The organism is Algoriphagus lutimaris, from assembly GCF_017051705.1.
Taxonomy (GTDB): Bacteria; Bacteroidota; Bacteroidia; order Cytophagales; family Cyclobacteriaceae; genus Algoriphagus; species Algoriphagus lutimaris.
Map to the genome: position 1 here is coordinate 1,480,832 of NZ_JAFIDJ010000001.1, position 21,999 is coordinate 1,502,830.

The 21,999-nt window shown below is 38.0% G+C and carries 20 protein-coding genes; 16 read left to right on the top strand and 4 right to left on the bottom strand.

Annotation, left to right across the window (positions count from 1 at the left end):
- Positions 1 to 33: 33 nt before the first annotated feature.
- The 8 genes from JYB62_RS06030 to JYB62_RS06065 all read left to right on the top strand — a co-directional run bounded on the left by JYB62_RS06030 (position 34) and on the right by JYB62_RS06065 (position 7,236).
- Positions 34 to 1,077, top strand: a complete 1,044-nt coding sequence (locus tag JYB62_RS06030) for a S66 peptidase family protein (RefSeq protein ID WP_205644513.1) — start codon at positions 34 to 36, stop codon at positions 1,075 to 1,077.
- Between the two features lie 90 nt (positions 1,078 to 1,167).
- Positions 1,168 to 1,794 (top strand): SGNH/GDSL hydrolase family protein, encoded by a 627-nt coding sequence (locus JYB62_RS06035; protein ID WP_243431445.1) that lies wholly within the window; start codon positions 1,168 to 1,170, stop codon positions 1,792 to 1,794.
- Entirely contained in the window at positions 1,791 to 2,123 is a 333-nt protein-coding gene (locus tag JYB62_RS06040) for a DUF4377 domain-containing protein (protein WP_205644515.1), read from the top strand. The genes JYB62_RS06035 and JYB62_RS06040 overlap by 4 nt, the downstream gene beginning before the upstream one ends.
- 302 nt (positions 2,124 to 2,425) lie before the next feature.
- Positions 2,426 to 3,037 carry a fumarylacetoacetate hydrolase family protein gene (locus tag JYB62_RS06045; RefSeq protein WP_205644516.1) on the top strand — a complete coding sequence of 204 codons (612 nt, stop codon included), beginning with the start codon at positions 2,426 to 2,428 and terminating at the stop codon, positions 3,035 to 3,037.
- The gene (locus JYB62_RS06050) at positions 3,024 to 4,892 is read left to right on the top strand and encodes a M23 family metallopeptidase (RefSeq protein WP_205644517.1); all 1,869 of its coding nucleotides are present in this window, start codon (positions 3,024 to 3,026) and stop codon (positions 4,890 to 4,892) included. Before JYB62_RS06045 ends, JYB62_RS06050 begins: the two co-directional genes overlap by 14 nt.
- Before the next feature lie 30 nt (positions 4,893 to 4,922).
- Positions 4,923 to 5,372, top strand: a complete 450-nt coding sequence (bcp, locus tag JYB62_RS06055) for a thioredoxin-dependent thiol peroxidase (protein WP_205644518.1) — start codon at positions 4,923 to 4,925, stop codon at positions 5,370 to 5,372.
- A gap of 9 nt (positions 5,373 to 5,381) precedes the next feature.
- Complete coding sequence (locus JYB62_RS06060) at positions 5,382 to 6,233, top strand: transketolase (RefSeq protein WP_205644519.1); 852 nt, start codon at positions 5,382 to 5,384, stop codon at positions 6,231 to 6,233.
- A 34-nt stretch (positions 6,234 to 6,267) separates the two neighbouring features.
- A complete protein-coding gene (locus tag JYB62_RS06065; protein ID WP_205644520.1) occupies positions 6,268 to 7,236 on the top strand; it encodes a transketolase family protein in 969 nt (322 codons plus the stop codon).
- Between the two features lie 69 nt (positions 7,237 to 7,305).
- On the opposite strand, the gene JYB62_RS06070 is transcribed toward JYB62_RS06065, so the two are convergent.
- Positions 7,306 to 7,584, bottom strand: a complete 279-nt coding sequence (locus tag JYB62_RS06070; protein WP_205644521.1) for a hypothetical protein — start codon at positions 7,582 to 7,584, stop codon at positions 7,306 to 7,308.
- Positions 7,585 to 7,643: 59 nt separating this feature from the next.
- Here JYB62_RS06070 and JYB62_RS06075 point away from each other — a divergent pair, with 59 nt between their 5' ends.
- The 3 genes from JYB62_RS06075 to JYB62_RS06085 all read left to right on the top strand — a co-directional run bounded on the left by JYB62_RS06075 (position 7,644) and on the right by JYB62_RS06085 (position 10,529).
- Positions 7,644 to 8,201: a GNAT family N-acetyltransferase gene (locus JYB62_RS06075; RefSeq protein WP_205644522.1), complete on the top strand. Its 558-nt coding sequence runs from the start codon at positions 7,644 to 7,646 to the stop codon at positions 8,199 to 8,201.
- Between the two features lie 36 nt (positions 8,202 to 8,237).
- Entirely contained in the window at positions 8,238 to 9,797 is a 1,560-nt protein-coding gene (locus tag JYB62_RS06080) for a glycoside hydrolase family 99-like domain-containing protein (protein ID WP_205644524.1), read from the top strand.
- Between the two features lie 126 nt (positions 9,798 to 9,923).
- A complete protein-coding gene (locus JYB62_RS06085; RefSeq protein WP_243431447.1) occupies positions 9,924 to 10,529 on the top strand; it encodes a helix-turn-helix domain-containing protein in 606 nt (201 codons plus the stop codon).
- Here JYB62_RS06085 and JYB62_RS06090 read toward each other — a convergent pair.
- Complete coding sequence (locus JYB62_RS06090; RefSeq protein WP_205644525.1) at positions 10,519 to 11,808, bottom strand: DUF5690 family protein; 1,290 nt, start codon at positions 11,806 to 11,808, stop codon at positions 10,519 to 10,521. The two genes, JYB62_RS06085 and JYB62_RS06090, sit on opposite strands and share 11 nt — an antisense overlap.
- Before the next feature lie 335 nt (positions 11,809 to 12,143).
- On the opposite strand from JYB62_RS06090, the gene JYB62_RS06095 reads away from it, so the two are divergent.
- From JYB62_RS06095 to JYB62_RS06105, 3 genes are all read left to right on the top strand, one after another.
- Positions 12,144 to 13,229 carry a zinc-binding dehydrogenase gene (locus JYB62_RS06095; RefSeq protein ID WP_205644526.1) on the top strand — a complete coding sequence of 362 codons (1,086 nt, stop codon included), beginning with the start codon at positions 12,144 to 12,146 and terminating at the stop codon, positions 13,227 to 13,229.
- A 24-nt stretch (positions 13,230 to 13,253) separates the two neighbouring features.
- On the top strand, positions 13,254 to 13,955 hold the full coding sequence (locus tag JYB62_RS06100) for an HAD-IA family hydrolase (RefSeq protein ID WP_205644527.1): 702 nt from the start codon (positions 13,254 to 13,256) through the stop codon (positions 13,953 to 13,955).
- Positions 13,956 to 14,545: 590 nt separating this feature from the next.
- Positions 14,546 to 14,935: a hypothetical protein gene (locus JYB62_RS06105; protein ID WP_205644529.1), complete on the top strand. Its 390-nt coding sequence runs from the start codon at positions 14,546 to 14,548 to the stop codon at positions 14,933 to 14,935.
- Between the two features lie 74 nt (positions 14,936 to 15,009).
- Here the strand turns inward: JYB62_RS06105 and JYB62_RS06110 are convergent, their stop codons facing one another.
- Positions 15,010 to 16,272, bottom strand: coding sequence for a M14 family metallopeptidase (locus tag JYB62_RS06110; RefSeq protein ID WP_205644530.1), 1,263 nt, complete (start codon positions 16,270 to 16,272; stop codon positions 15,010 to 15,012).
- A gap of 636 nt (positions 16,273 to 16,908) precedes the next feature.
- Here JYB62_RS06110 and JYB62_RS06115 point away from each other — a divergent pair.
- A complete protein-coding gene (locus tag JYB62_RS06115; protein WP_205644531.1) occupies positions 16,909 to 18,447 on the top strand; it encodes a S8 family peptidase in 1,539 nt (512 codons plus the stop codon).
- A 262-nt stretch (positions 18,448 to 18,709) separates the two neighbouring features.
- Positions 18,710 to 20,557 (top strand): prolipoprotein diacylglyceryl transferase, encoded by a 1,848-nt coding sequence (locus JYB62_RS06120; protein ID WP_205644532.1) that lies wholly within the window; start codon positions 18,710 to 18,712, stop codon positions 20,555 to 20,557.
- 53 nt (positions 20,558 to 20,610) lie between these two features.
- On the opposite strand, the gene JYB62_RS06125 is transcribed toward JYB62_RS06120, so the two are convergent.
- Positions 20,611 to 21,951, bottom strand: a complete 1,341-nt coding sequence (locus tag JYB62_RS06125) for a Gfo/Idh/MocA family protein (RefSeq protein WP_074223733.1) — start codon at positions 21,949 to 21,951, stop codon at positions 20,611 to 20,613.
- Between the last annotated feature and the right edge of the window lie 48 nt (positions 21,952 to 21,999).

The window sequence follows — 21,999 nt, forward strand, 5'->3', positions numbered from 1 at the left end:
GTATTTTCACAATTCGGATATAACACTTATCGAATGCAAAAACGAGAATTTCTTAAGTCACTTGGATTACTAGCGGGTTCATTTTCCGCTCTTTCTTTTTCATCCCCATCAGATAAAGAATTTGCGAAGATCATTCTTCCAAAAGCGATAAAAAAAGGGGATACAGTGGGCTTGATTTCCCCTTCCGCAGCCACAGCTGACCGGATGCAATTCACTTTCGCCAAAGAAGCCCTTGAAGGGTTAGGTTTTCAGGTCAAATTCGGTAAAAATTTGATGAACCGAAGGGGGCATCTTGCCGGCACTGATCAAGAAAGAGCAGACGACCTAAACGAGATGTTTGAAGATGATAACGTAAAGGCAATTATTAGCATTCGTGGAGGCTCTGGCGCAGCCAGAATTTTACCTCTAATCGATTATAAGAAGATCTCCCGTAATCCAAAACCACTATTGGGCTACTCTGATATTACTGCTTTACATTGTGCCATTCATTCCAAAACGGGATTAATCACTTTTCACGGTCCCATGGGTTCCGGAAACTGGAACAGTTTTAATGTGGAACAGTTTCAAAAATTATTCTTTGACCAGGAACAAATGACTTTTGAAAATATCCATCCAGAAACGGATGACTTAGTAGTGAAATCTAACAGAACACAAACGCTTAAAGGAGGCATTACAGAAGGTAGAATCTTAGGAGGGAACCTGACAGTATTGACTGCAATTTCTGGTTCAGAGTACTATCCTGACTTCAAAGATGCCATCTTGTTTATTGAAGATGTGGGAGAAGATCCTTACAGAATGGATAGGATGATGAGTACTTTAAAATTAAATGGAACCTTGGACAAAATAAAAGGATTTATTTTTGGCCAATGCACGGATTGCGAACCCGGAGGAGGTTACGGTTCACTCACCTTAGACCAAGTACTGGATGATTACATCCTACCTTTGGAAATCCCTGCTTACACTGGTGCCATGATTGGGCATATTTCCAAGCAATTTATCGTCCCAGTGGGAGCAAAAGTATCTATGAATGCCGATCAAGGTACTTTTAAGCTATTGGAGAATGTATTTGAAAGTTAATATCCTATGAAGCTCTTTATAATACCCCTTTTCATTAGTGGATTAATGGCATGCAATATGGGGACAAAATCTCCTGAAAATAAAATTCAAATGACTACAAAAGAATCACTTACATATTTGGCTTTAGGTGATAGCTATACCATTGGGGAAGGTGTGGAAGAAAAAGACAGATATCCCAATCAGTTGGTCAACTTACTAAATAAAAATAGCGAAAACACCTATGCCCAAGCTAAGATCATTGCCAAAACAGGATGGACAGTGGATGAGTTGGATGAAGGGATCAAAAACGAATTTATTGAAGGCCAAACATACGATCTGGTTACACTTTCCATAGGTGTCAACAATCAGTATCGAGGAAGATCGGTAACAGAATACAAAAAGGAATTTGAACAGATGCTCTTAAAGGCCATTGGCTTTGCAAGAAATCTTCCTGATCATGTGAGGGTTATTTCAATACCAGATTGGGGAGTTACACCCTTTGCAAGTGCTAATAACAAGGATTCCAAGAAAGTGGCACAGGAAATTGACGCATATAACTCCGCCAAAAAACAAGTCTGCGACCGATATGGCGTTATATATATTGATATCACCGAAGAATACCGTCAAATTGGAAGGGAGCCCAAGATGCTAGCCGAGGATCAATTGCATCCCAGTGGATTGATTTATCAAAGCTGGGCAGAAAAACTGTACCAATCTATTGTCAATAGTATACCATGAAACCATTGGTCATTTTCTCTTCTATCCTTCTGAGTATTGCTGGGTGTCAACCGGAAGATCATCAGGTAGAGTTGTGGTGGGTCAATTCTTCAAAGGTAGACTGCATGGGAGTCGGGCCTATGAAATGTCTACAAATTCAAAAGGGAAGTGAAGTAGAACCTGAAGCTTGGAAGTTGTTTTATGATCAAGTGCAAGGGTTTGATTTTGAGCAAGGGTATCTTTACCAAATTCAAGTCAAAGTCACGGAAAAATCTGGCCCCATACCAGCAGATGCTTCATCTCTTCAATATGAATTAATCAACATGATTTCTAAGGAAAAGGATTCTTAAAGAAAGAGATTCACAAACCAATTTGGTAAAAAAACCTTTCGAATCTTTTTGATTTAAGGTAAGCCTTAAAGTATAGAATTAAATTGTAATGCGATAGAAAATGGAAAAGACTATTGCAATCATAGATTCTAGCTAAATCTGGAACTTGGGCTGATTTAATTTGTTGGATTATTAGATTAGAAAATGCCCATTAAAATAGAATAACAGAGGCAAAAACTTACCAAATTGCAGAGAATCAGTTTTCTTTGTTTGATGTATAAGGAGAAACGCTCATTCTCCCTCAAGTTGTAGATTAATACCCTATGAAGATTATTTGCATTGGCCGTAATTATGTGGCCCATATAGAAGAATTACAAAATGAAAGACCCACCAATCCGGTGGTGTTTCTTAAGCCAGAAACGGCAGTATTAAAAAAAGGTGCACCGTTCCTTTATCCAGATTTTTCCAAAAATATTCATCATGAAGGAGAATTGGTTTTGAAAATAAATAAAGAGGGAAAGTATATTCAGAAAAAGTTTGCACACCGATACTTCGATGAGATTGGTTTTGGAATTGACTTTACTGCTCGAGATCTACAAGATCAATGTAAGGCAAAAGGTCTGCCATGGGAAATTTCAAAAGCTTTCAATGGCTCTGCTCCAATAGGAGATTTCATCCCAGTCTCTGAGCTTCCCGATTTAAATAATATTGATTTCCACCTCTCCGTCAATGGAGAAGTACGCCAAAAAGGAAACACCAGTTTATTGCTTTTTGACTTTGGAACAATCATAGAGTATGTTTCTAAATTCTTTATGTTGAAGAAAGGTGACCTAATTTATACAGGTACGCCTGCTGGAGTTGGACCTGTCAAACCAGGTGATAGATTGGAAGGGTTTATTGGAACAAAAAAATTGCTTGATTTTGAAGTTAAATAAGTACCTCATACTTTTTCTTTTAGTAGTTCAATCCATCTCAGTTTTTTCTCAAGAGATTGACAAAGGATACTTTATATCTCCCATCAAGCCCGGGGTCAGAAATTACTTGGCTGGAAACTTTGCAGAGTTGAGACCCAATCACTTTCATACTGGACTGGACTTTAAAACAGGGGGTCAAGAGGGTGAGCCTATTCTTGCCGCTGCTGATGGATGGGTCCATAGAATTAAAGTTTCTTCCTTTGGGTATGGCAATGTGATTTACCTCAAGCATCCAAATGGTAAAATAACGCTCTATGGCCATTTAAGGAATTTCAATAAGGAGTTGAGTGATTACATGAGACAAAAAATGTATGAGGCTCAAGTAAATGAATTAGAAGTATACCCAGAACCTGGAGAACTTCCTGTCAAAAAAGGAGAGCGAATAGCTGATAGTGGAAACACGGGAGGATCAGGTGGCCCTCACCTTCATTTCGAAATTCGAGATAGCCTTGATCGGGCCATAGATCCATTACTCTTTGGTTTTCCTGAAATCGAAGATAATACTCCCCCTACCCCGCAAAAAATCGCCATAGTTCCATTAAATGTTGACTCGCGAGTCAATGGGAAATTCCAACGAATTGAAGTAACTCCCGTGTATTCCGGTGGAGCATATTCCTTGCCTTCAACCGTAAAAATCACAGGTAAGGTAGGTTTAGAAATTCAAAGTTACGACCGTTTAGATGGGGCTAGTAACCGTAATGGGTTTGCGAATTTTGACATCTCAGATGAATCTGGCTTAGTATATTCATTAGTGGTGGACAAGGTAGACTTCAATTACACCCGGCAATTTTTGCTACATACCTACCAAAATAAATTTACCAAGCTGTACAAGCAGGATGAGCTGAAATTTGATTTTTTTAGTTCTAAAGCTCCCGACACAGGACATTTGGAATTAGAACCAGGTGTTAAGAAAACCTATCAATTGGCATTGACAGATGCCTATGGGAATACTCGGAAAATTTCCATCCCTCTTCAAGGTCAGGATTTAGAACATAATGTCAATGATGGCTCCGCTCCTTCGAGGGCAGTAGTTTCCTATATAGGGAATATCCTCAAGGTAAAAGCGCCCATATCTCCAAATGGTGGACTCGCTAAGTTTTATGTAGGTGCACATATTTTTGAGATGCTCCCTGCTTATCAGGACTCCCAAAGCCGAACCTATTTATGGGATATGAACTTTGGGATTCCAGAAGAAATCGATGTTTGCTCTGAAGTGGTAATTGTAGGAATTAATGCAAAAATACCAGTCGATTCAGAACAGCTTTTTGCGGATAAAAATGTAAAAATACGATTCACTGAAAGAACTTTATTAAATGATCTTTTCCTCCGCGTCAACCAAAGCGGAAGTCCTACTTCTCCTAAGCTGGAAATCAACGAACCTTCAGAATATTTGTGGAGTGACATGGAAGTTACTTGGAACGTGCCGGGCTATTCAGGAGACAAAGAGCGAGTTCATGTATACCTCCAGTCTTCCAATGGGAAGAAGTCATTTGTAGGAGGAGTTTGGGAAGGTCAATCAATCCGTTTTAAAACCAGAAATTTTGGTACTTTTGTCCTAGCCACCGACGAAGAAAAACCTACAATCACACCAGTAAGAGTCAATTCTTCTGGATTGCGATTTACAATTCGAGACAATAATTCTGGAATTGACAGCTTTGAGGCCCATGTCAATGGCGAATGGCTATTGATGCGCTATGAGTACAAACAAGCAGTCATCTGGTCAGAAAAGCTTACCAATGAAGCTTTAAAAGGTCCGGTTATTTTAAAAGTGAAGGACCAGGCAGGAAATGTATCCGAATGGAAAGGCACTTTATAAGTTAATTGTTTCATTCAAAAAGAAGAAAATATGAGTTTAGAAGTAGGCCAAATGGCCCCCGATTTCGAAGCAAAAATAGAAACAGGAGAAACGATCAAACTCTCTGATTATAGAGGTAAAAAAGTAGTTCTCTATTTTTATCCTAAAGACAATACTCCTGGATGTACTGCACAGGCATGTAATTTAAGAGACAATTACGAAGCATTACAGAACGCAGGATATGTGGTATTGGGAATCAGTTCGGATGCTGAAAAATCTCATGCAAAATTCATAGAAAAACAATCTCTCCCATTTTCCTTAATCGCTGACCCGGACAAAACTGTTCATGAAGCTTATGGCACTTGGGTAGAAAAATCAATGTACGGCAGAAAATACATGGGCACAGCCAGAACCACTTTCATCATTGATGAAGAAGGAAAAATTGCCGAAATCATAGATAAAGTAAAAACAAAAGATCACACAGCTCAAATCTTAAAATAAACCTCCGTAATGGAAAAAAAATCAACCGAACAGCTTCAAGAAGTAGCTTCCCAGGTGAGAAGGGATATCCTACGAATGGTCCATCAAGTACAATCTGGGCATCCAGGAGCATCATTAGGCTGCACTGAGTTTTTTACAGCCTTATATTTTGACCAAATGAAACATGACAACAGTTTCAAGATGGAAGGAAAAAATGAAGATTTATTCTTCCTATCCAATGGTCACATTTCACCAGTATGGTACAGTGTCCTTTCAAGATCTGGTTATTTTCCAGTATCTGAATTGAGCACCTTTAGAAAATTGAATTCCAGATTGCAAGGACATCCCGCCACTGAAGAACACCTTCCAGGTGTCAGAATCGCCTCTGGTTCATTAGGTCAAGGCCTATCTGTTGCCATTGGTGCTGCGCAAGCAAAGAAAATTGACGGAGATGATAAATTAGTATATGTCTTAATGGGAGATGGTGAGCAAGAAGAAGGTCAAATCTGGGAAGCAGCCATGTATGCAGCTCACTGGAAAGTTGACAATATGATTGCTACAATTGATCTCAACAGACAGCAAATTGACGGTCCTACAGAGAAAATCATGAATTTGATTGATCTAAGAGCAAAATACGAATCTTTTGGATGGACAGTGATCGATACCGAAAATGGAAACGACATGAAGTCTGTAGTAGAAGGATTAGAAAAAGCAAAAAGTCTGACAGGCAAAGGAAAGCCAGTTTTGAATCTACTTCACACCGAAATGGGATTTGGAGTGGACTTTATGGTCGGTACACACAAATGGCATGGTATTGCTCCTAATGACGAACAGCTTGCAGATGCTTTGGCCCAGCTTCCAGAAACTTTGGGAGATTATTAATCAAAGCAATTTTTGACCTTCAATTGACAAAAAAATGGAAAAGACATTGGATTTAAAATTCAACTATACAGATAAAAAAGATACCCGTTCCGGATTTGGTGATGGCTTATTGGAAGTTGGTCGCAAAAACCCTAACGTAGTTGGCCTTTGTGCTGACTTAATCGGTTCCCTAAAAATGGGAGCCTTTCAGAAGGAATTCCCTGAGAGATTCTTCCAAACAGGAATTGCAGAAGCAAATATGATGGGGATTGCAGCCGGTCTAAGTATCAGCGGTAAAATTCCTTTCACTGGAACATTCGCTAACTTCTCTACAGGAAGAGTCTATGATCAGATTCGTCAATCTATCGCCTATTCTGAGAAGAATGTAAAAATATGTGCTTCTCATGCCGGTTTAACCTTAGGAGAAGACGGAGCAACACACCAGATTTTAGAAGATTTGGGAATGATGAAAATGCTTCCAAATATGACCGTGATTAATCCTTGCGATTACAATCAGACAAAAGCCGCTACCATGGCAATTGCTGAACACGAAGGACCGGTTTATTTGAGATTTGGACGCCCTGTATGGCCTATCTTCACCCCTGCTAATCAGAAATTTGAAATTGGTAAAGCTTGGAAAATGATCGATGGAAAAGATGTGACCATCTTTGCAACAGGTCATTTGGTATGGGAAGCAGTCATCGCTGAAGCAATGCTTCGTGAGGAAGGCATTTCTGCTGAAGTAATCAACATTCATACAATTAAGCCTTTAGACGAAGAGGCAATTCTAGAATCTGTAGCAAAAACAGGTTGTGCCGTTTCAGCCGAGGAACATCAATATAATGGTGGTTTAGGTGACAGCATCGCACAAACATTAATCAGAAACAATCCTGCTCCATTGGAGTATGTGGGTGTCGATGATAGTTTTGGCGAATCAGGAACTCCAACTCAGCTACTTGAAAAGTATGGCTTGAATGCCGATAATATTGTGAGAGCTGCAAAAAAAGCGTTAGCAAGAAAATAAGAATAAAAGCAATTATTGCTTCGAAAACCACAGTCATATGGCTGTGGTTTTTTATTCTTTAATCCTTGCTTATTCCATTTTACCTTTAGCAACTGTTTTATGGTTTGAAAACTCCTCAATGTAAACTTCCGCTTTCATAATGGCTTTATCCAACTGCGTTTCTAAATTACTGGAATTGGTATAAGTAAAATAATGCACATGCTCCAAGGCTATTACGTCTTGGAACATTGGGTAAATGGTATCATGTTTATCGCAATGAATCCATGCTATTACCGGATTCCTGAAGTTTGAGGTAATTTTTGCAAGTTTGGCAGGCACTGAATTTCCTTCTAAATTCGAATGAGCCATATTATACCAAACACACATTTTTGAAAAAGCTGTTTTTTTTTCTAGTCTTGGGGGTTAATATGGAAATATCTAAAATCATCATGGATGGGATTAAGCTTACCCCTATTAAGATTTCTGACCATGAGAAGCTCTTTTACTTGATTCAGAAGGTGTATAAAGAAGCTTATCAGCATTTCTGGATAGATCAAGGGAACTGGTATGTAGATTTATGTTATAATCAAGACAACCTTCAAAAAGAACTGTCAAGGTCAAGGAGTCATTACTTTTTTATAGAATCGAATGGGAAATCAGTAGGCATCCTGAAATATGACTATCCTTTTTCTCCAAGAGAAATTGAAATTCCAAATGCGTTGAAATTACACCGACTTTATCTGGATCAGTCCGTACATGGCAAAGGAATTGCTCAAAAGCTTCTAACTCATGTTGAAAAAATCGCTCAGGAAAACGGAATCGATTACATCTGGCTGGAAGCTATGATACAAAAACCCCAAGCAAAACGATTTTATGAAAAAATGGGGTTTAAAGAAGTATTGACCTATCAATTGGAATTTGAACGATTAATTCCAGAATTTAGAGGTATTCAAATCATGAAAAAGAATGTAAATAGGATAACATGAACCATAGCCAGTAGAACAAAAACCACCCCTATTTTTATGAAAAGACCGTTTTACTTCTTATTCCTACCCTTTTACTTCTCCATTTTTCTGATGGTCTCTTGTCAAAAGAAAAACACCTTCTCAGAACCTATTTTAAATGCAGGAATCACCAACTTTCAATTCGCCAAACATCAAGAGGAAAGTGAAGAATTGATTGGGGTTTACTTTATGCCTTCATGGAATACTTCACCTGACCCATCTATTGATCGAGATAGTTTTTGGTCCTGTATCACCGGAAAAGAAAATTGTTCCAACTTACAAAACCCAGGGATCTGGGGTCCAAAAGGAAGAATTTATAATAAAAAATATCCTTATGAGGGCCCATATTTAGAAAGGAAACCCATTGCTGAATTAAAAGGATTTTATAAAAGAGATGATCCGCAAGTGATTAAAAAGCAGTTGGAATATATGAAAAACTACGGGATTGACTTTTTTGCCTACGATTGGTTTTACGGCCGCCATTATTATTACCACCTATATTTTGGCCCCCAGTCTAAAATATATTACCCAAAAGGCTGGAAGATTGATACCAATAGAGATGGTCGAGTGGCAGTTCCCGGATTGGTAGAATGGGGTGATCAATTGAAAGTAATGCTGGAAGTCAACGCAAAGCTTCCAAAGGAAAAACAAATGAAATGGGCGATCAATTGGTGCGATGATAGCCATGAACGATGGATGCATTGGTTAGAAATTGGTTCTCCAGATGCGAAAGCGCGAAAGGCGAATTATGAAGGCGAAAAACCAGATAAGGAACTTTATTTAAAAGTTCATGAAAAAATCACCCAGCTTTGGATCGATGAATATTTCAAGCGTGGAGATTATCTCAAAGAAAAAGACGGAAGACCCATTGTGTATTTCTATTTTCCTCAGGATGCAGAATCTCGGGCAGCTTTTTATGGATTAAAATTGAAGGATCTGTTGGATTTGTCTCAGGTCACCGCCAAAAAAGCAGGTTTCCCTGGCATCAAATTCATTGCAGTAACTGCCGGACCTATGTTGGAAAGAGAACGTACATATGGCCTTCCTACCAAATGGGTTGCTAAAAACCCCTCAAAACCATGGGAAGGAGGATCCTACCAAAACAAACAGTTACTACAAGAATATGTCCCTAGACTGAAAAGTATGGGTTTTGAGGGCATGACGGCATATGTCTATCATAATTTTATGGAGAAGGATAATAAATCTTATGCAGATATGCGAGAGACCTACAAAGGACATTGGAACATGTGGAGTGAGAAATTTAAGTCAGACCCTGATTTTGAATACCAAGTTCCAGTAGCTATGGGATGGGATATGAGACCTGCCGGAGGCACCTGGCCCCAGCAAAATGGAGTCCCCAGTGAACCGATTAAGGATCAAGTCCATAGCGATAAAAAATCATTTTTAGCAAAACTGATGGATGCTCAAAAAGTATCAAAAAAATACCGATCCACTAATGGAAATACCGTAATGATTTGCTGCTGGAATGAATATTTAGAGGGTAATTACATCGAACCAACAGAAGGGCATGGATTTGATTATCTGGAATCCATTCGAGAGGTATTTGGAAAAAAGTAACCTGTCCATTTCTCAGAACGAAAATCCTACCCTATTATTTTTCGATAAAATGGGTTAATAATGCCTATTAACATAGTTAAATAAATTAAATGATTAATTTTTTTCCTATCATGAAAATCATTTGATTTGATTTTTGACATAAGAAGTATGACCAAACCTGACTACCTGACTATACAAATAGGCAACAAAATCAAAAGCATTCGGAAAGAAAATGGATGGAAGCTGGGTGAATTTGCCGAGAAATCGGGCTTAAGTATCGCTATGCTCTCCAAAATTGAGAATGGTCGTGTGATACCTACCATTCCTTCCTTATTGCAGATTATTCAAACGCTAAATTTGAATGTAGCAGAGTTCTTTTCAGATTTGAAATCGAATGAAGAATTTAAAGGGTACATTTTTCGAAAAAAATCAGAATATACCTCTGTCAATAAAGAAGAAGAGTCTATTGGGTATAATTATCAATTAATCCTCAACTACCCGATTGAAAAATCTTCAATGGAAATCTCATTATTAACATTGAATAGTCAAGCCAAAAGAAGTAGTGTTTCCACTTCAGGATTTGAGTATATTTTCTTGATCAAAGGAAGTTTAAAATTCGAACTCGGTAAAGAGGTTTTCCATATGGAAGAAGGAGACTCTCTATTTTTTGATGGGAATATCCCTCATGTTCCTAAAAATGAACAACCGAATGAAGCAGTTCTTTTAGTGGTATACTTTATTACTATGAATTAATAGCTAATTCTGTTGCCAATTTTGTCTTTCGTTGAAGTAGACCTAAGGTAATGATACAAACAAGCAGCATGACGATACCTGCAACTTGATTGAGGTCTCCTAGAAAATTAACCCAAGTTACCTGAGAGTTGCTGAATTCTTTAAATAATAAAATTCCCACACTTCCTGTATAACCTAGGGCATCTGCTGTATAAAACAAAAAGCCTACGTTCCCTTTAAATTTTAAAAGGGCTAAAAACCGTTCAAAAATCATACAGTGGAAGAGTATATAGGGTAAATACAACCCAATCCCATTGATAATCATCCACCAAATTGGGGAGATAATGGCTGCTTCAAACAACCAGGTTATTAATACAATTGTAATGCAGCAGCTCATGCATAAATAGATTCCCCATTTAAAGGCTTTTTTATTATCCTGAATCAAAAAACCCACTGCCGCTATAATTAAAACAATAATTGCAACCGGAATTTCTGTAAGTGTGATGAGCTCTGGTTTACCTTCTGCACCTAATTCAGCCCAAAATTCAACCATAAAATTGTCTCTAAAGTCCCTCACCACAGTCAACAACACATAAATCACCACAAGACCAAGAAAAACCAACCCATGCTTCTTTAGAAAATCAAATCGTTGTTTCCTATCCATTGGAACTCTCTCAGAACGCAATTCCAAATCTTCTTGAGTTCTAACCTGTGCCTTATTGAGCATTTTGATGGCCATCAAGAAGACCGGAAAAAATAACAAGGCAGTTAGGAACGGCATGATAAACTCCCCTACTCCTGTCAATTGCATTAGCCATAATCCAACTGATTTTACAAATCCAGTAGAGAAAATAAAGGTAGCGCTTAAAGCTGCAGCAAGAAGCTCGGTATTTTTCCTTCCTTCCAAATATGAGAAAACAAGACCAAATACGATTCCCAAAGGTAGCCCATTAAAGAATAGAGCAATCGGCTTCAGATTCATAGGTAAAAAAGCGAACATCAAAAGCATGGCTAATCCAAAACTGACCAAGCCAAAAAGGAATTGGGAACGTTTTTCTCTTTTCATTTCCGAAACGAGTTTGATTCCCAGAAATTTTGACAGCATGTAGCCCAATACCTGACTAATCACCAAAATTGTTTTAAAGTCAAAGCCATAAAAATCCACCTCAGCGTATTGCCCTGCTAGAAATGACTTACGTACTGCATACATCCCGGTATAACATAAAAATGCCCCCAACATTAGCCAAAATGTGGAAAAACGACTTGTGGAAGGAAGTTCAAAGGATCTGCTTTTTTTCATTTCAAGAAATTAATCAATGCATAAATCGAAATCCTACACTCAATTTTAAATTCCTTCAAATTTAAATGGAAGTATAATAAACTATGGTCAAATTCTAAATACCAACTGAAAAGTGTGTTCAATTTATATTTTAGGCTCATAACAAGCCTGATTTATTCGAAGCGACAAAGGTAGTATGGTCATTTAAGAAAAATTTAATTATAACATTAATAGATTATTAACTTTTCTGAAACAGAAATTAATTTTCTTATTTGGAAAATAATTGATTTTCTTTGTTCTAGAATTAATGCTCTTACAGGAAAAGTAAAGAATCAATTTTCTACAAGTTTTAAAGCATGTGTAACCAAGAGGCCACCGCCATGGTATTTCAAGAAATTGAAAAACCTTTCAACTCTCAAACAGTGAAGTTCCCTGTACTTAAAAAAGGGGAAGTATTAATTCAAATTACATACGCCACCATATGTACCAGCGATCTTCATACCTACTATGGCAGAAGAAAATCGCATGCACCCAGTGTCTTGGGTCATGAAGTTATTGGTATAGTGGTCGACATCGCTCAAGGAGGTGTTAGGGATTATGTCGGAGAGCAGCTTCAATTGAATGATTTGGTCACCTGGTCGGTTTACGCACATGATCACGATGGGAAAATGGCACAAAAAGGTTTTCCCCAAAAATCAGAAGATCTTTTCAAATATGGCCATGAGAAAGTTAATGGAGAAGATATCTTAAGTGGTGGGTTTGCTACCCATTGCCATTTGAGAGCCGGTACAGATATTTTTAGAATTCCCGAGGGAATATCTCACAAAGAAGCTACTCCCTTAAATTGTACACATGCGACTATAGCGGGAGCTATAAGGCTTGCTGGAGAATTAATCCACAAAAATGTATTGGTTATTGGGGCTGGAATGTTGGGAATTTCTGCCTGTGCAATGTCCAAATACGCAGGTGCAGATCAAGTTTTTTCAATGGATATCAATCCAGACCGAGTGGAAAACACATTACACTTTGGTAGTGACCTCGGCTTAGATGCTCAACTTTCCCTAGAGGAAATTAGACAACTCACCCAGCCCCTTGGAGGGATTGATGTGTTGATAGATACAAGTGGTTCCGCAGAAGCCATGGAAAAAGGATTGAGTATTTTAAATATTGGAGGCATTTCTATTTGGGTTGGGGCAGTGTATACTCAAAGAAACCTATCCATTAGCGCAGAATATATTGTACGAAACCTTCTATCTATTAAGGGTTTACATAATTATATGCCAGAAGACCTGGCCTATGCTATACAGTTTATAAGGGAAACCAATAAAATATATCCATTTGAATCTTTGGTATCCAAAGACTACCCTCTTGCTCAATTGGATGAAGCATTTGATAGTGCGAATTCGGAGGAAAAGTATAGAGTAGGAATCAAGCCTATTTAAATAAGATCATTTAAAAAAAGTAAAATGAATAACAAACCAGAAATCAACATGGTCATTTTCGATATGGCAGGAACCACTGTCAACGAAAATAATGTAGTGTACAAGTCACTTCAAAATGCCATCAATAACCTTGGACATAATTTTTCTTTGGATACGGTCTTATTAAATGGAGGAGGAAAAGAAAAACTTCAAGCTATTAAAGACATCTTAAAACCAGCCTATAGTTCTCAAGAGGAACTAAAAAAGGATGCCCAGGTCGCATTTGAAGAATTTCTAAAGATTCTTAAAAAAGCATATACTGATCTAGAGGTAAGCACTTATGAGGGGACTGAAAGCCTCTTTAAAGACCTTCGATCCAATCATATCAAAGTAGTGTTGAATACGGGTTACAATGAAAAAACGGCTACTTCATTGTTAGATAAACTTCAATGGAAAGAAGGAGAAACCTATGATCTTCTTGTTACCGCTGATGACGTACAAAACAGCAGACCAGCACCAGATATGATCTTTGTGGCGATGGAAAAGATGGGAATTGATGATGCCAATAAAGTTGCCAAAATCGGAGATTCCATTGTGGATATTGAAGAAGGAAAATCTGCGGGATGTGGACTTACATTTGGAGTAACTACGGGTGCTCAGACAGCGAGCCAATTGGAAACAGGCCATCCCGATTACATCATCGACTCGTTATTGGAAATCAAAAACTATATATCACTTAAAAATTGAGCCTATGAATTGAGTTACAAAATCCAATTGGAACCTGATGATACCAGTTAAACTTGGCTTTATAAAAATCGAAGCCCTTCATTAAATGAATTATTACAAAAATTCAAAACAGAAATATATAATTAAGATAGCCACTTTGATCAAATTCAATGAAGCTTTTTAGACTATCATCTTGATTCTAAAACTCCAACTGTTTGAACCGAAAACAATTTAAAACAAGCCTGGTCTAACTTTTTGAAAGAAAATAAAGTTCTAAACAAGAATTGATTTTTAATCCTCTCAGCTTCTTTTGGTTTGAAATTCATGAATCCATTTATTAAAAATTTAATTTATTGGATTATAAGTTGATTTTACTAAATTTTAACCTTTATCAATTAATGAATTTTGCTGAAGATCCATCATAGTAAATGTTGGCAGGGATGAATCAAGCAACTCCCAAGTCTTCAGCTAGTGCTTTAAAAGAATCTATTTTATCAAGATAGGAGGAGGCAAAAATGGAGAGGGAATGGATTTATGAAAAGGGTTATTTAACTTAAAAGAAGATCAAAACTATTCACGCTTATATCAAGTTAACATCAAAATTTAATACTATGAATTTGAACAAATTTTTAATTGCCTTTGCAATGTTGGCCTTTGTTGGGTTGAGTGCTCAGGCACAAGGCCTAAAAATTCCAAAAATGGATATAGCTTCCCAAGTTTTAGGCATTTTAAATGACACCAAGGGTCTCGATTTGAGCTCAGATCAGCAAAGTAAGCTGGAGGTCAACAATAAAAGCTTTGTAGATGACTTGATGAAAATAAATGGGAGTTCAGCATCGGAAGACGACAAAAAAGCAAGTTTCCTCAACCTTAAGAATAGCAGAACCAAATTTCTGACTGATCTACTTGGGAGTGATTTATTTAAAAAATATTCAGGAAAAATCCTTCAGTCCATTAATCCACTTAAATCTAAATTAGGGTTGGCCGCATTGGCATTCTAGATAATTCATAGTTAAGAAAAGGCCAAGGAGTAATTCAATTCCTTGGCCTTTTTTCTTTTTAACCTAACAACCAATTAGTCCCAACGCTTTTTATTCAGGATTTTCATGAGCTCCTCTGCTAAATATTGTCCTTTCATTTGAATGATTTCTCTGGGGGTATTATCACCTACTTCAAAGGTCATGGATTCGGCTTGATGGACGAAAAAGAAATAGGAATTGGAAGTAACGCTTCTTTGATTTCCTTCGTTAGGACGTATATTGGGCACATAGCCTGGAATTCTTTTTGATGAATTTTTGATCACTTTAGGTATCAATCCCGGAAAATTTCCTTCCAACTCTTCATTATTGGTATAAAAAATATCCTCCCAAGTAGAATGGAAGTCGGCTGCAAAAACAAACTTCCCTCCTGTTTCCTTTACCTTATTTTCCATAAAATCCGATAAGGCCTTGGTTTCAGGTTGATTGAAATTCACCCAGTCCCGATTTAAATCGATTCCCCCTAAATTATGTCTCCAATGCCCATTGGCCACCCCATCGGGATTCATCTGGGGCATCAGATATAAATTGTATTTTCTCCGAAATTTTCTGGTTTGGGGACTATCTTTCACCAGTTCTTCGATAAAAGCTTGCATTGCTAGAAAACCTGTCAATTCCGGGGGGTGCTGCATAGAAATGACCATCAACATTTCCTTGTCATCCGCTTCCCCGATCTTCAACACTTCCAAAGGTCTTCCTCCTTTACTTTTTCCAATTGTAATCTTAGAAACAAATTCTTTTTGTAAAAGGTCCTCTTTCCATTGTTGTACATGAGCAGTCCCCATTCTGTCCTGAGCAGCAATCCACAACGTATCAGAAGAACTTGCTACTTTCAAAAATCCAAGCTCTGGTCTCCTTTCGTCTGTTTCAGGTTGAAAAAAATCAGTAGAATCCACGTTGACAAAATTTACTCCATCTCTACTGAATTTTGGAAAATAACGGTGAAACCCAATACCTCCATAGGTAAACTGGATCCAAAATTCCTTGGACTCTTTAGACCATAGTTTGAACCCATACCAAGGGCTAGGATTGATCGGTTGGTTTTCCGGTAAAATCGTCACCTGGATTAACGTATCATTAACTCTCTTTACTTCATTCAGCCTGGCCCCTTCCAGTTCATTGGAGAAATAAACTCCCTCCCCTGCATCAAATTTTTGTTTGGTCTCGAGAGTGATCGGTTGATCTGTTGTCTCTATAATCTGAATAGGTCCTTGTCCCTCCCATTGGGTGACAGTCTTACAGGAAAAAAGAAGAACCAAGGACATCAACATCAGTAGGCCACTAGGTTTGGATGTTTTCATAGGTAAGAATTAATGAATAAGCTCAGGTTCTGAAGATATGCTTTACTGATGGAAAAACCCGCTGGCTCCCGACGGAATTTAAAAGCCCTTTTCATCAAACATAAAATTGATTTTTACCAAAACAAATTTTGAGATTGGCAAGAATTGAAATTTTTTACTTTTTGGACCTTGAGCCAATTTTAAAAAAGCAGTGTAATATTATCAAAAGAAAATTATGGGGAGCTGGAAGGCAATTTTTTCAACTCTTTAAATCTTGATTCTTGGATGAGGTAATCTCTTTTCCCTTTTTATTATTTTTTAGTTACATGCCTTCCTATCACTTAAATTAATTTTCACTAGATTTTTTCCTAAACGGATTGTACAAATAAACTTCAGGCAGTTAAAAAGTAATTTTTTAATCAAGATTGCAATACTAATATATTAAATACTAGATACTTTAGTTTTTTTGTAATATTTACCCTAAATCCTTAAATATCAGAAAGTGATTGATATTTTTTTATATTATTAGAGGTTTTAATTATATATTAAGGAGGTGAAGAAAAGCTGCAAATATCAATCATATTTTAAGCATGTAGCCTCTTTTCAGTCAAACATTAAAAACCCATTTCAACAATTTTTCATCAACCAATTAACTTTATGAAACAACTTAAAAAATCCAGATTTCTGCCCTTTTTAATTGCTTTGGGCTTTTTATTTAATGCTTGCGAAAGCATCATCATTGAAGATGAACATGTAAATACCATGGCCTCTGAAGATGAATTAAATACCAGTCGTTTTAATCTAAATGAATTACCTGTAGTCACAGATTTTTCCAACTTAAGAGTAGGCGACTATACAGGTAGGTATCTTATCTTAACGAAAGGAGATAATCTACCTAAAAACATCGGAAAAAGTATTGCTGATGCAGGAGGAGAGATCGTGAAGTCTTATCCTGAAATTGGGGTTGCGGTGGCTATATCCAAATCTTCGGAATTTCTTATTAAAGCACGAAAGATCAGTAGTGTTGAATCGGTAACTCCAGACTTTATTTTGCAGTACACCAAAGATCCTGAAGAGGTAAATGAACTAGAAGGACCTGTAGCACAAGGCGATCCCTTTGATTACCAAAGTGCATTTTTCGATGGTTTCCAATGGGCTCCTGAATCAATCAACGCTCCTACCGCCTGGGACAATGGCTATACAGGTGAAGGTGTTAGAGTTGCTATTATCGATGGAGGTATCCATTCATCCCATCAAGACCTTGCCCCTAATCTGGACATGGCTAGTTCTGTTTCAACTGTTCCAGGACAACCTTGGAACTTTGATACTGGAACTTTTTGGCATGGAACTCACGTGGCTGGGATTGTAGCGTCTTCAGGGTTAGCTACTGTCGGAATTGCACCAAAAGCTACTTTGATTGGGGTTAAATCCCTTCACAGTGGTTCTGGAGCATTTGAATGGGTTCTAGAAGGAATGGTTTATGCAGCTACTCCTCAATCTATGGGGGGAGCAGGAGCTCAGGTAATAAATATGAGTCTTGGAGCTACCATCGATTATAGAACTGATTGGAAGGATAAGGAATTCAGAGAGGCCATTACAGAGTTACAGAAGATTTTTGATCGTGTGAGCCGTTATGCTTATCAACTTGGCGTAACCATTATTGTAGCTGCCGGAAATGATGGATTAAACTTGGACGACAATAATGAATTCACTGTGATCCCAGCACAAAATCAACATATCATTTCTGTTGGTTCTACTGGGCCTACCGGCTGGCAATTAGGAGCATCTAATTTTACGGATCCAGCTTATTATACCAATTCCGGTAAATCTGGAGTGGACATTGCTGCTCCAGGGGGTACTGTAGGTCTTGCTTTGATTGACGGGAATTTTTCGAATTGTCAATTGGACGGCACCAATTTATCTCTTGTAAGATTTTGCTATGTATTCGATATGGTATTTAGTACTGTCAGAGGAACTACAAATGGATCTTACGGTTGGGCACAAGGTACTTCTATGGCAGCTCCTGCAGTAGCTGGAGTAGTTGCACTCATTATGGAATCAAATGGAGGAGCAATGAAACCTGCACAAGTGAAGACTACCCTATTCAGCTCTTCAACAGATCTTGGTAAGCCAGGAAATGATGAATATTATGGAGCAGGTTATGTCAATGCTGCAAAAGCCTTAGGATTAGAATAGTAAAAAATTAAAATTGACATTTGAAGCACTGAGAGCAATCTCAGTGCTTTTTTATTGGTATTCATTCCTTTTTTAGACACCCTCCATTCCAGCAACTCACCAATTCTTAAACAAGTTCCGGAAAAACACTATACTTCCGGAAAAATGATATTATGCAAAATATTATTTTACACTTTTGCATTTATTGCAATTTTTAATCCTTCCCAGAAAATATTGAATGATAGTTTATGGCTAAATTCAAAGTACTATTTATCAACAGGAGATGAAATTACTTTTTCGAAATGATCTGGCCATGATTCTAGGGGGAGATTACCTCTCTTCTTTTTTTAACATCTTCTATATCATCGCTTTCTTAGCTGTAACCGCTATCCTGATTTTAGAGGGTATTAAAAGAAAAATACCTCTTGTTAGTTGGTTGATTGTGTTAGCATTCTCAAGGCTTTTTTTCATCATTGGCACCAAAGTCAATTCTTATGAATCTTCTGAATGGCTGCACCTATTCCAAAACCTAGCCCTTCCTGAGGCGGAAGGAAAAGTTCTTTTGGGAGGAGTTCTTTTGGGGCTGATCAGCTTTATAATCGGGATTAAACTGTTTAAAATCTCATTTTCAAGTATTGATTCATTTGCTTTTGCCTTTCCTGTTGGGTTGGCTTTACAACGTTTTGGATGTCTGCTATTAGGATGTTGCTATGGTACTCCAACCACATTACCCTGGGGGGTAAGGTATGGATTTGATAGCCCTCCACATGCCCATTATTTTAATCTTGAACTCTTAGAGGGACTGAACTCCCCCACTCCTAGTTTACATCCTTTTCAGTTCTATGAAATCTTAAATGGGATCGCGGTAATCCTGATTTTAGTTTATTTAAAAAAGAAAATTAAGAAGTCCGGAAATTTATTTTTGATTTCTTTAAGTATCTGGGCTTTTATCAGATTTTTTACAGAGTTTTTTAGGGATCCTAGTGCACACGCCATGGGTGGAACACTAGTTTATGGTCTGAAAACCATGCAGTGGGTTTTACTTTTCATCTCTATTTTCACCACACTCATCATTATATATAGGGAAAGAAAATCCGAGCATTTGACCTTAGTCACAAAAAACTACTATCCAAGCTTTTTTACCGCTATCATTTTTTTAGGGATGACAGTAGTGATGACTTGGTCCCTAAGATTCTGGATGAGTTTCGCTGAATTGCTAGCAATGAACCTCATGCTTTTTCCCAGTATAGCCCTCTTTTCCGTTCATTATTTTAAAGAAAATACGGTTCCTCAATTTCGTTGGGGAGTGTTAGCTAGTATGATTCTACCTGTTTTTTTAATGAGTCAAACTTGGAACAAATTACCTAAAGACAGCACTCAGGTAAAAAGCTATGATTTTATCAAAGGAGGGTATTCATCCGGAAATTATTTTTCTACCTCAGTTTATAGAGGCTCCTCAAGTAGCAATTCTGGTTGTGCAAATAACTATCAATATTCTGCATTTGAATCTACTTATTCGACAGGAGGCCTTGGGATTGGAAGAGCAAAAATCAGTGATGATGGAATATTAACCTATGGCATTAATCTCTCTTATGGTCAACTTACAGAGAAGAAGCTCGATGCTGATCCAATTACCTCCAAAAGCAAAACTCTTTTCTCAGTAAACCCTTATGTCAAAAAAGATTGGAAATGGATTGGATTAGGAGCTGGGCTTCATTTGGGAAGTCTAGGATGGAATGGTTTTACAGAAAAGGAAGTAGATAAACCCGACCCTGCAACTTTAATTGTAAATACACCAGTTTATATCCAATCCTATATGAGAATTGGGCCAGAAAGAATTCTATTCATTGATGGAGGAGTTTCCAACAATCTTCCTAGCCCCTTTCCAGGGATGAGGTTTGAAGGCGCAATCGGAACAGGATTTGGGTTGCCCGCAGGAAATAAATTTAGAATTGGAACCAGTGACCTGGGAACATTCATCCAAGCTCAAGCGATCATAGAAAGAAAGTATTTGTTCAACCTGACTTATCAATTTTCAGATGTTACCGATGGAGGATATCCAGGATACAACAACCCTCGAAACAGCCAGATTTTATTGAATTTCGAATACCGCTTTAATTTCAGAAAATAAAAAAACCCTCCAATGAATTGGAGGGTCATTTCTAAGTTTAACTTCTTTAAATTTTAAACTTTCGGCAGTTCCCATCCATTGTGGTAATGCGCCTTGATCAATTGGTTGGCCTCTGAATCCGTAAACTGATTTTTGGTAGCATCCCAATACACTTTCTTACCGGTCTTATAGGCAATATTTCCCATCTGCGCATTAATAGCGGCCACACTTCCTGTTTGAATGGCACAATGCAACAAACTCGGATCATTCGCCTTCACCGCTTCCACAAAATTGACAGCATGATGATCCAAGGCATTTCCTTCTCCTCGAGTATGAGGAACCTCAGCCACTTTTGGAACACGCTGTCCATCTTTATTCTCCGTTTCAGGAATCACTTTCCATCCTCCTCTATTCACCACCAAAGTTGCATTGTTTCCAATAAAAGCAATTCCCTCAGTAGTACCATAATTACCTCCATCTATACCTGTGGCATGTTCCCAGAGCATATTAAATCCGTCGTACTCATATACCGTCTGAAGGGTATCTGGGGTTTCAGAAGCATCATCCGGGTAAGCAAATTTTCCTCCAGAAGCCATCACGGATTTAGGTGCGCTCACTCCCATTGCATAGAGGGCTATATCGATTTCATGTACTCCCCAATCCGTCATCAAGCCACCTGCATAGTCCCAAAACCAACGGAAATTGAAATGGAATCTATTGGGGTTGAAAGGACGCTCAGGCGCAGGTCCTAACCACATCTTATAATCTACCCCAGCAGGGGCAGTTCCATTTGGCAATACTGGAACAGGCTTCATCCAACCCTGGTAGGCCCAACATTTAACCAATCGAATTTGGCCCAACTGGCCAGATTTCACATAATCTATTGCTTGGGCATATTGTGTTCCGGAACGCTGCCACTGCCCTACTTGCACCACTTTCCCATATCGCTCCTGAGCTTTTACCATCAGTTGACACTCTTCTATTGTATTAGCAATAGGTTTCTCTACATACACATTCTTTCCGGCAGAAACGGCATCCACCATATTCAGGCAATGCCAATGGTCTGGAGTCCCAATGATGACAATATCTATATCTGGATCCTCCAGCAACTTTCGATAATCCTTGTACAGCTTGGGACGGGTTCCACGAAGTTTGAATACATCTTCACTTCTCCGGTCCAAAACACTTTGATCCACATCAGCAATTGCCACGCAATTGACTTCAGGTAATTTCAGATGGGCGTTCATATTGGACCAGCCCATTCCATTTGCTCCAATCAATCCATAGTTCAATTGATCAGATGGTTTTACTTTTCGGGTGTATCTTCCAAAATCTGCTGCGGTCAAGATCGTAGGCATGCTTAATCCTGCTCCTACCAGAATGGAATTTTGGATAAATCGTCTTCTAGATGACATGGTTATTTGGTTTATTGAGTTTGGACAAAAAAAGGAGCAGCATAAAAA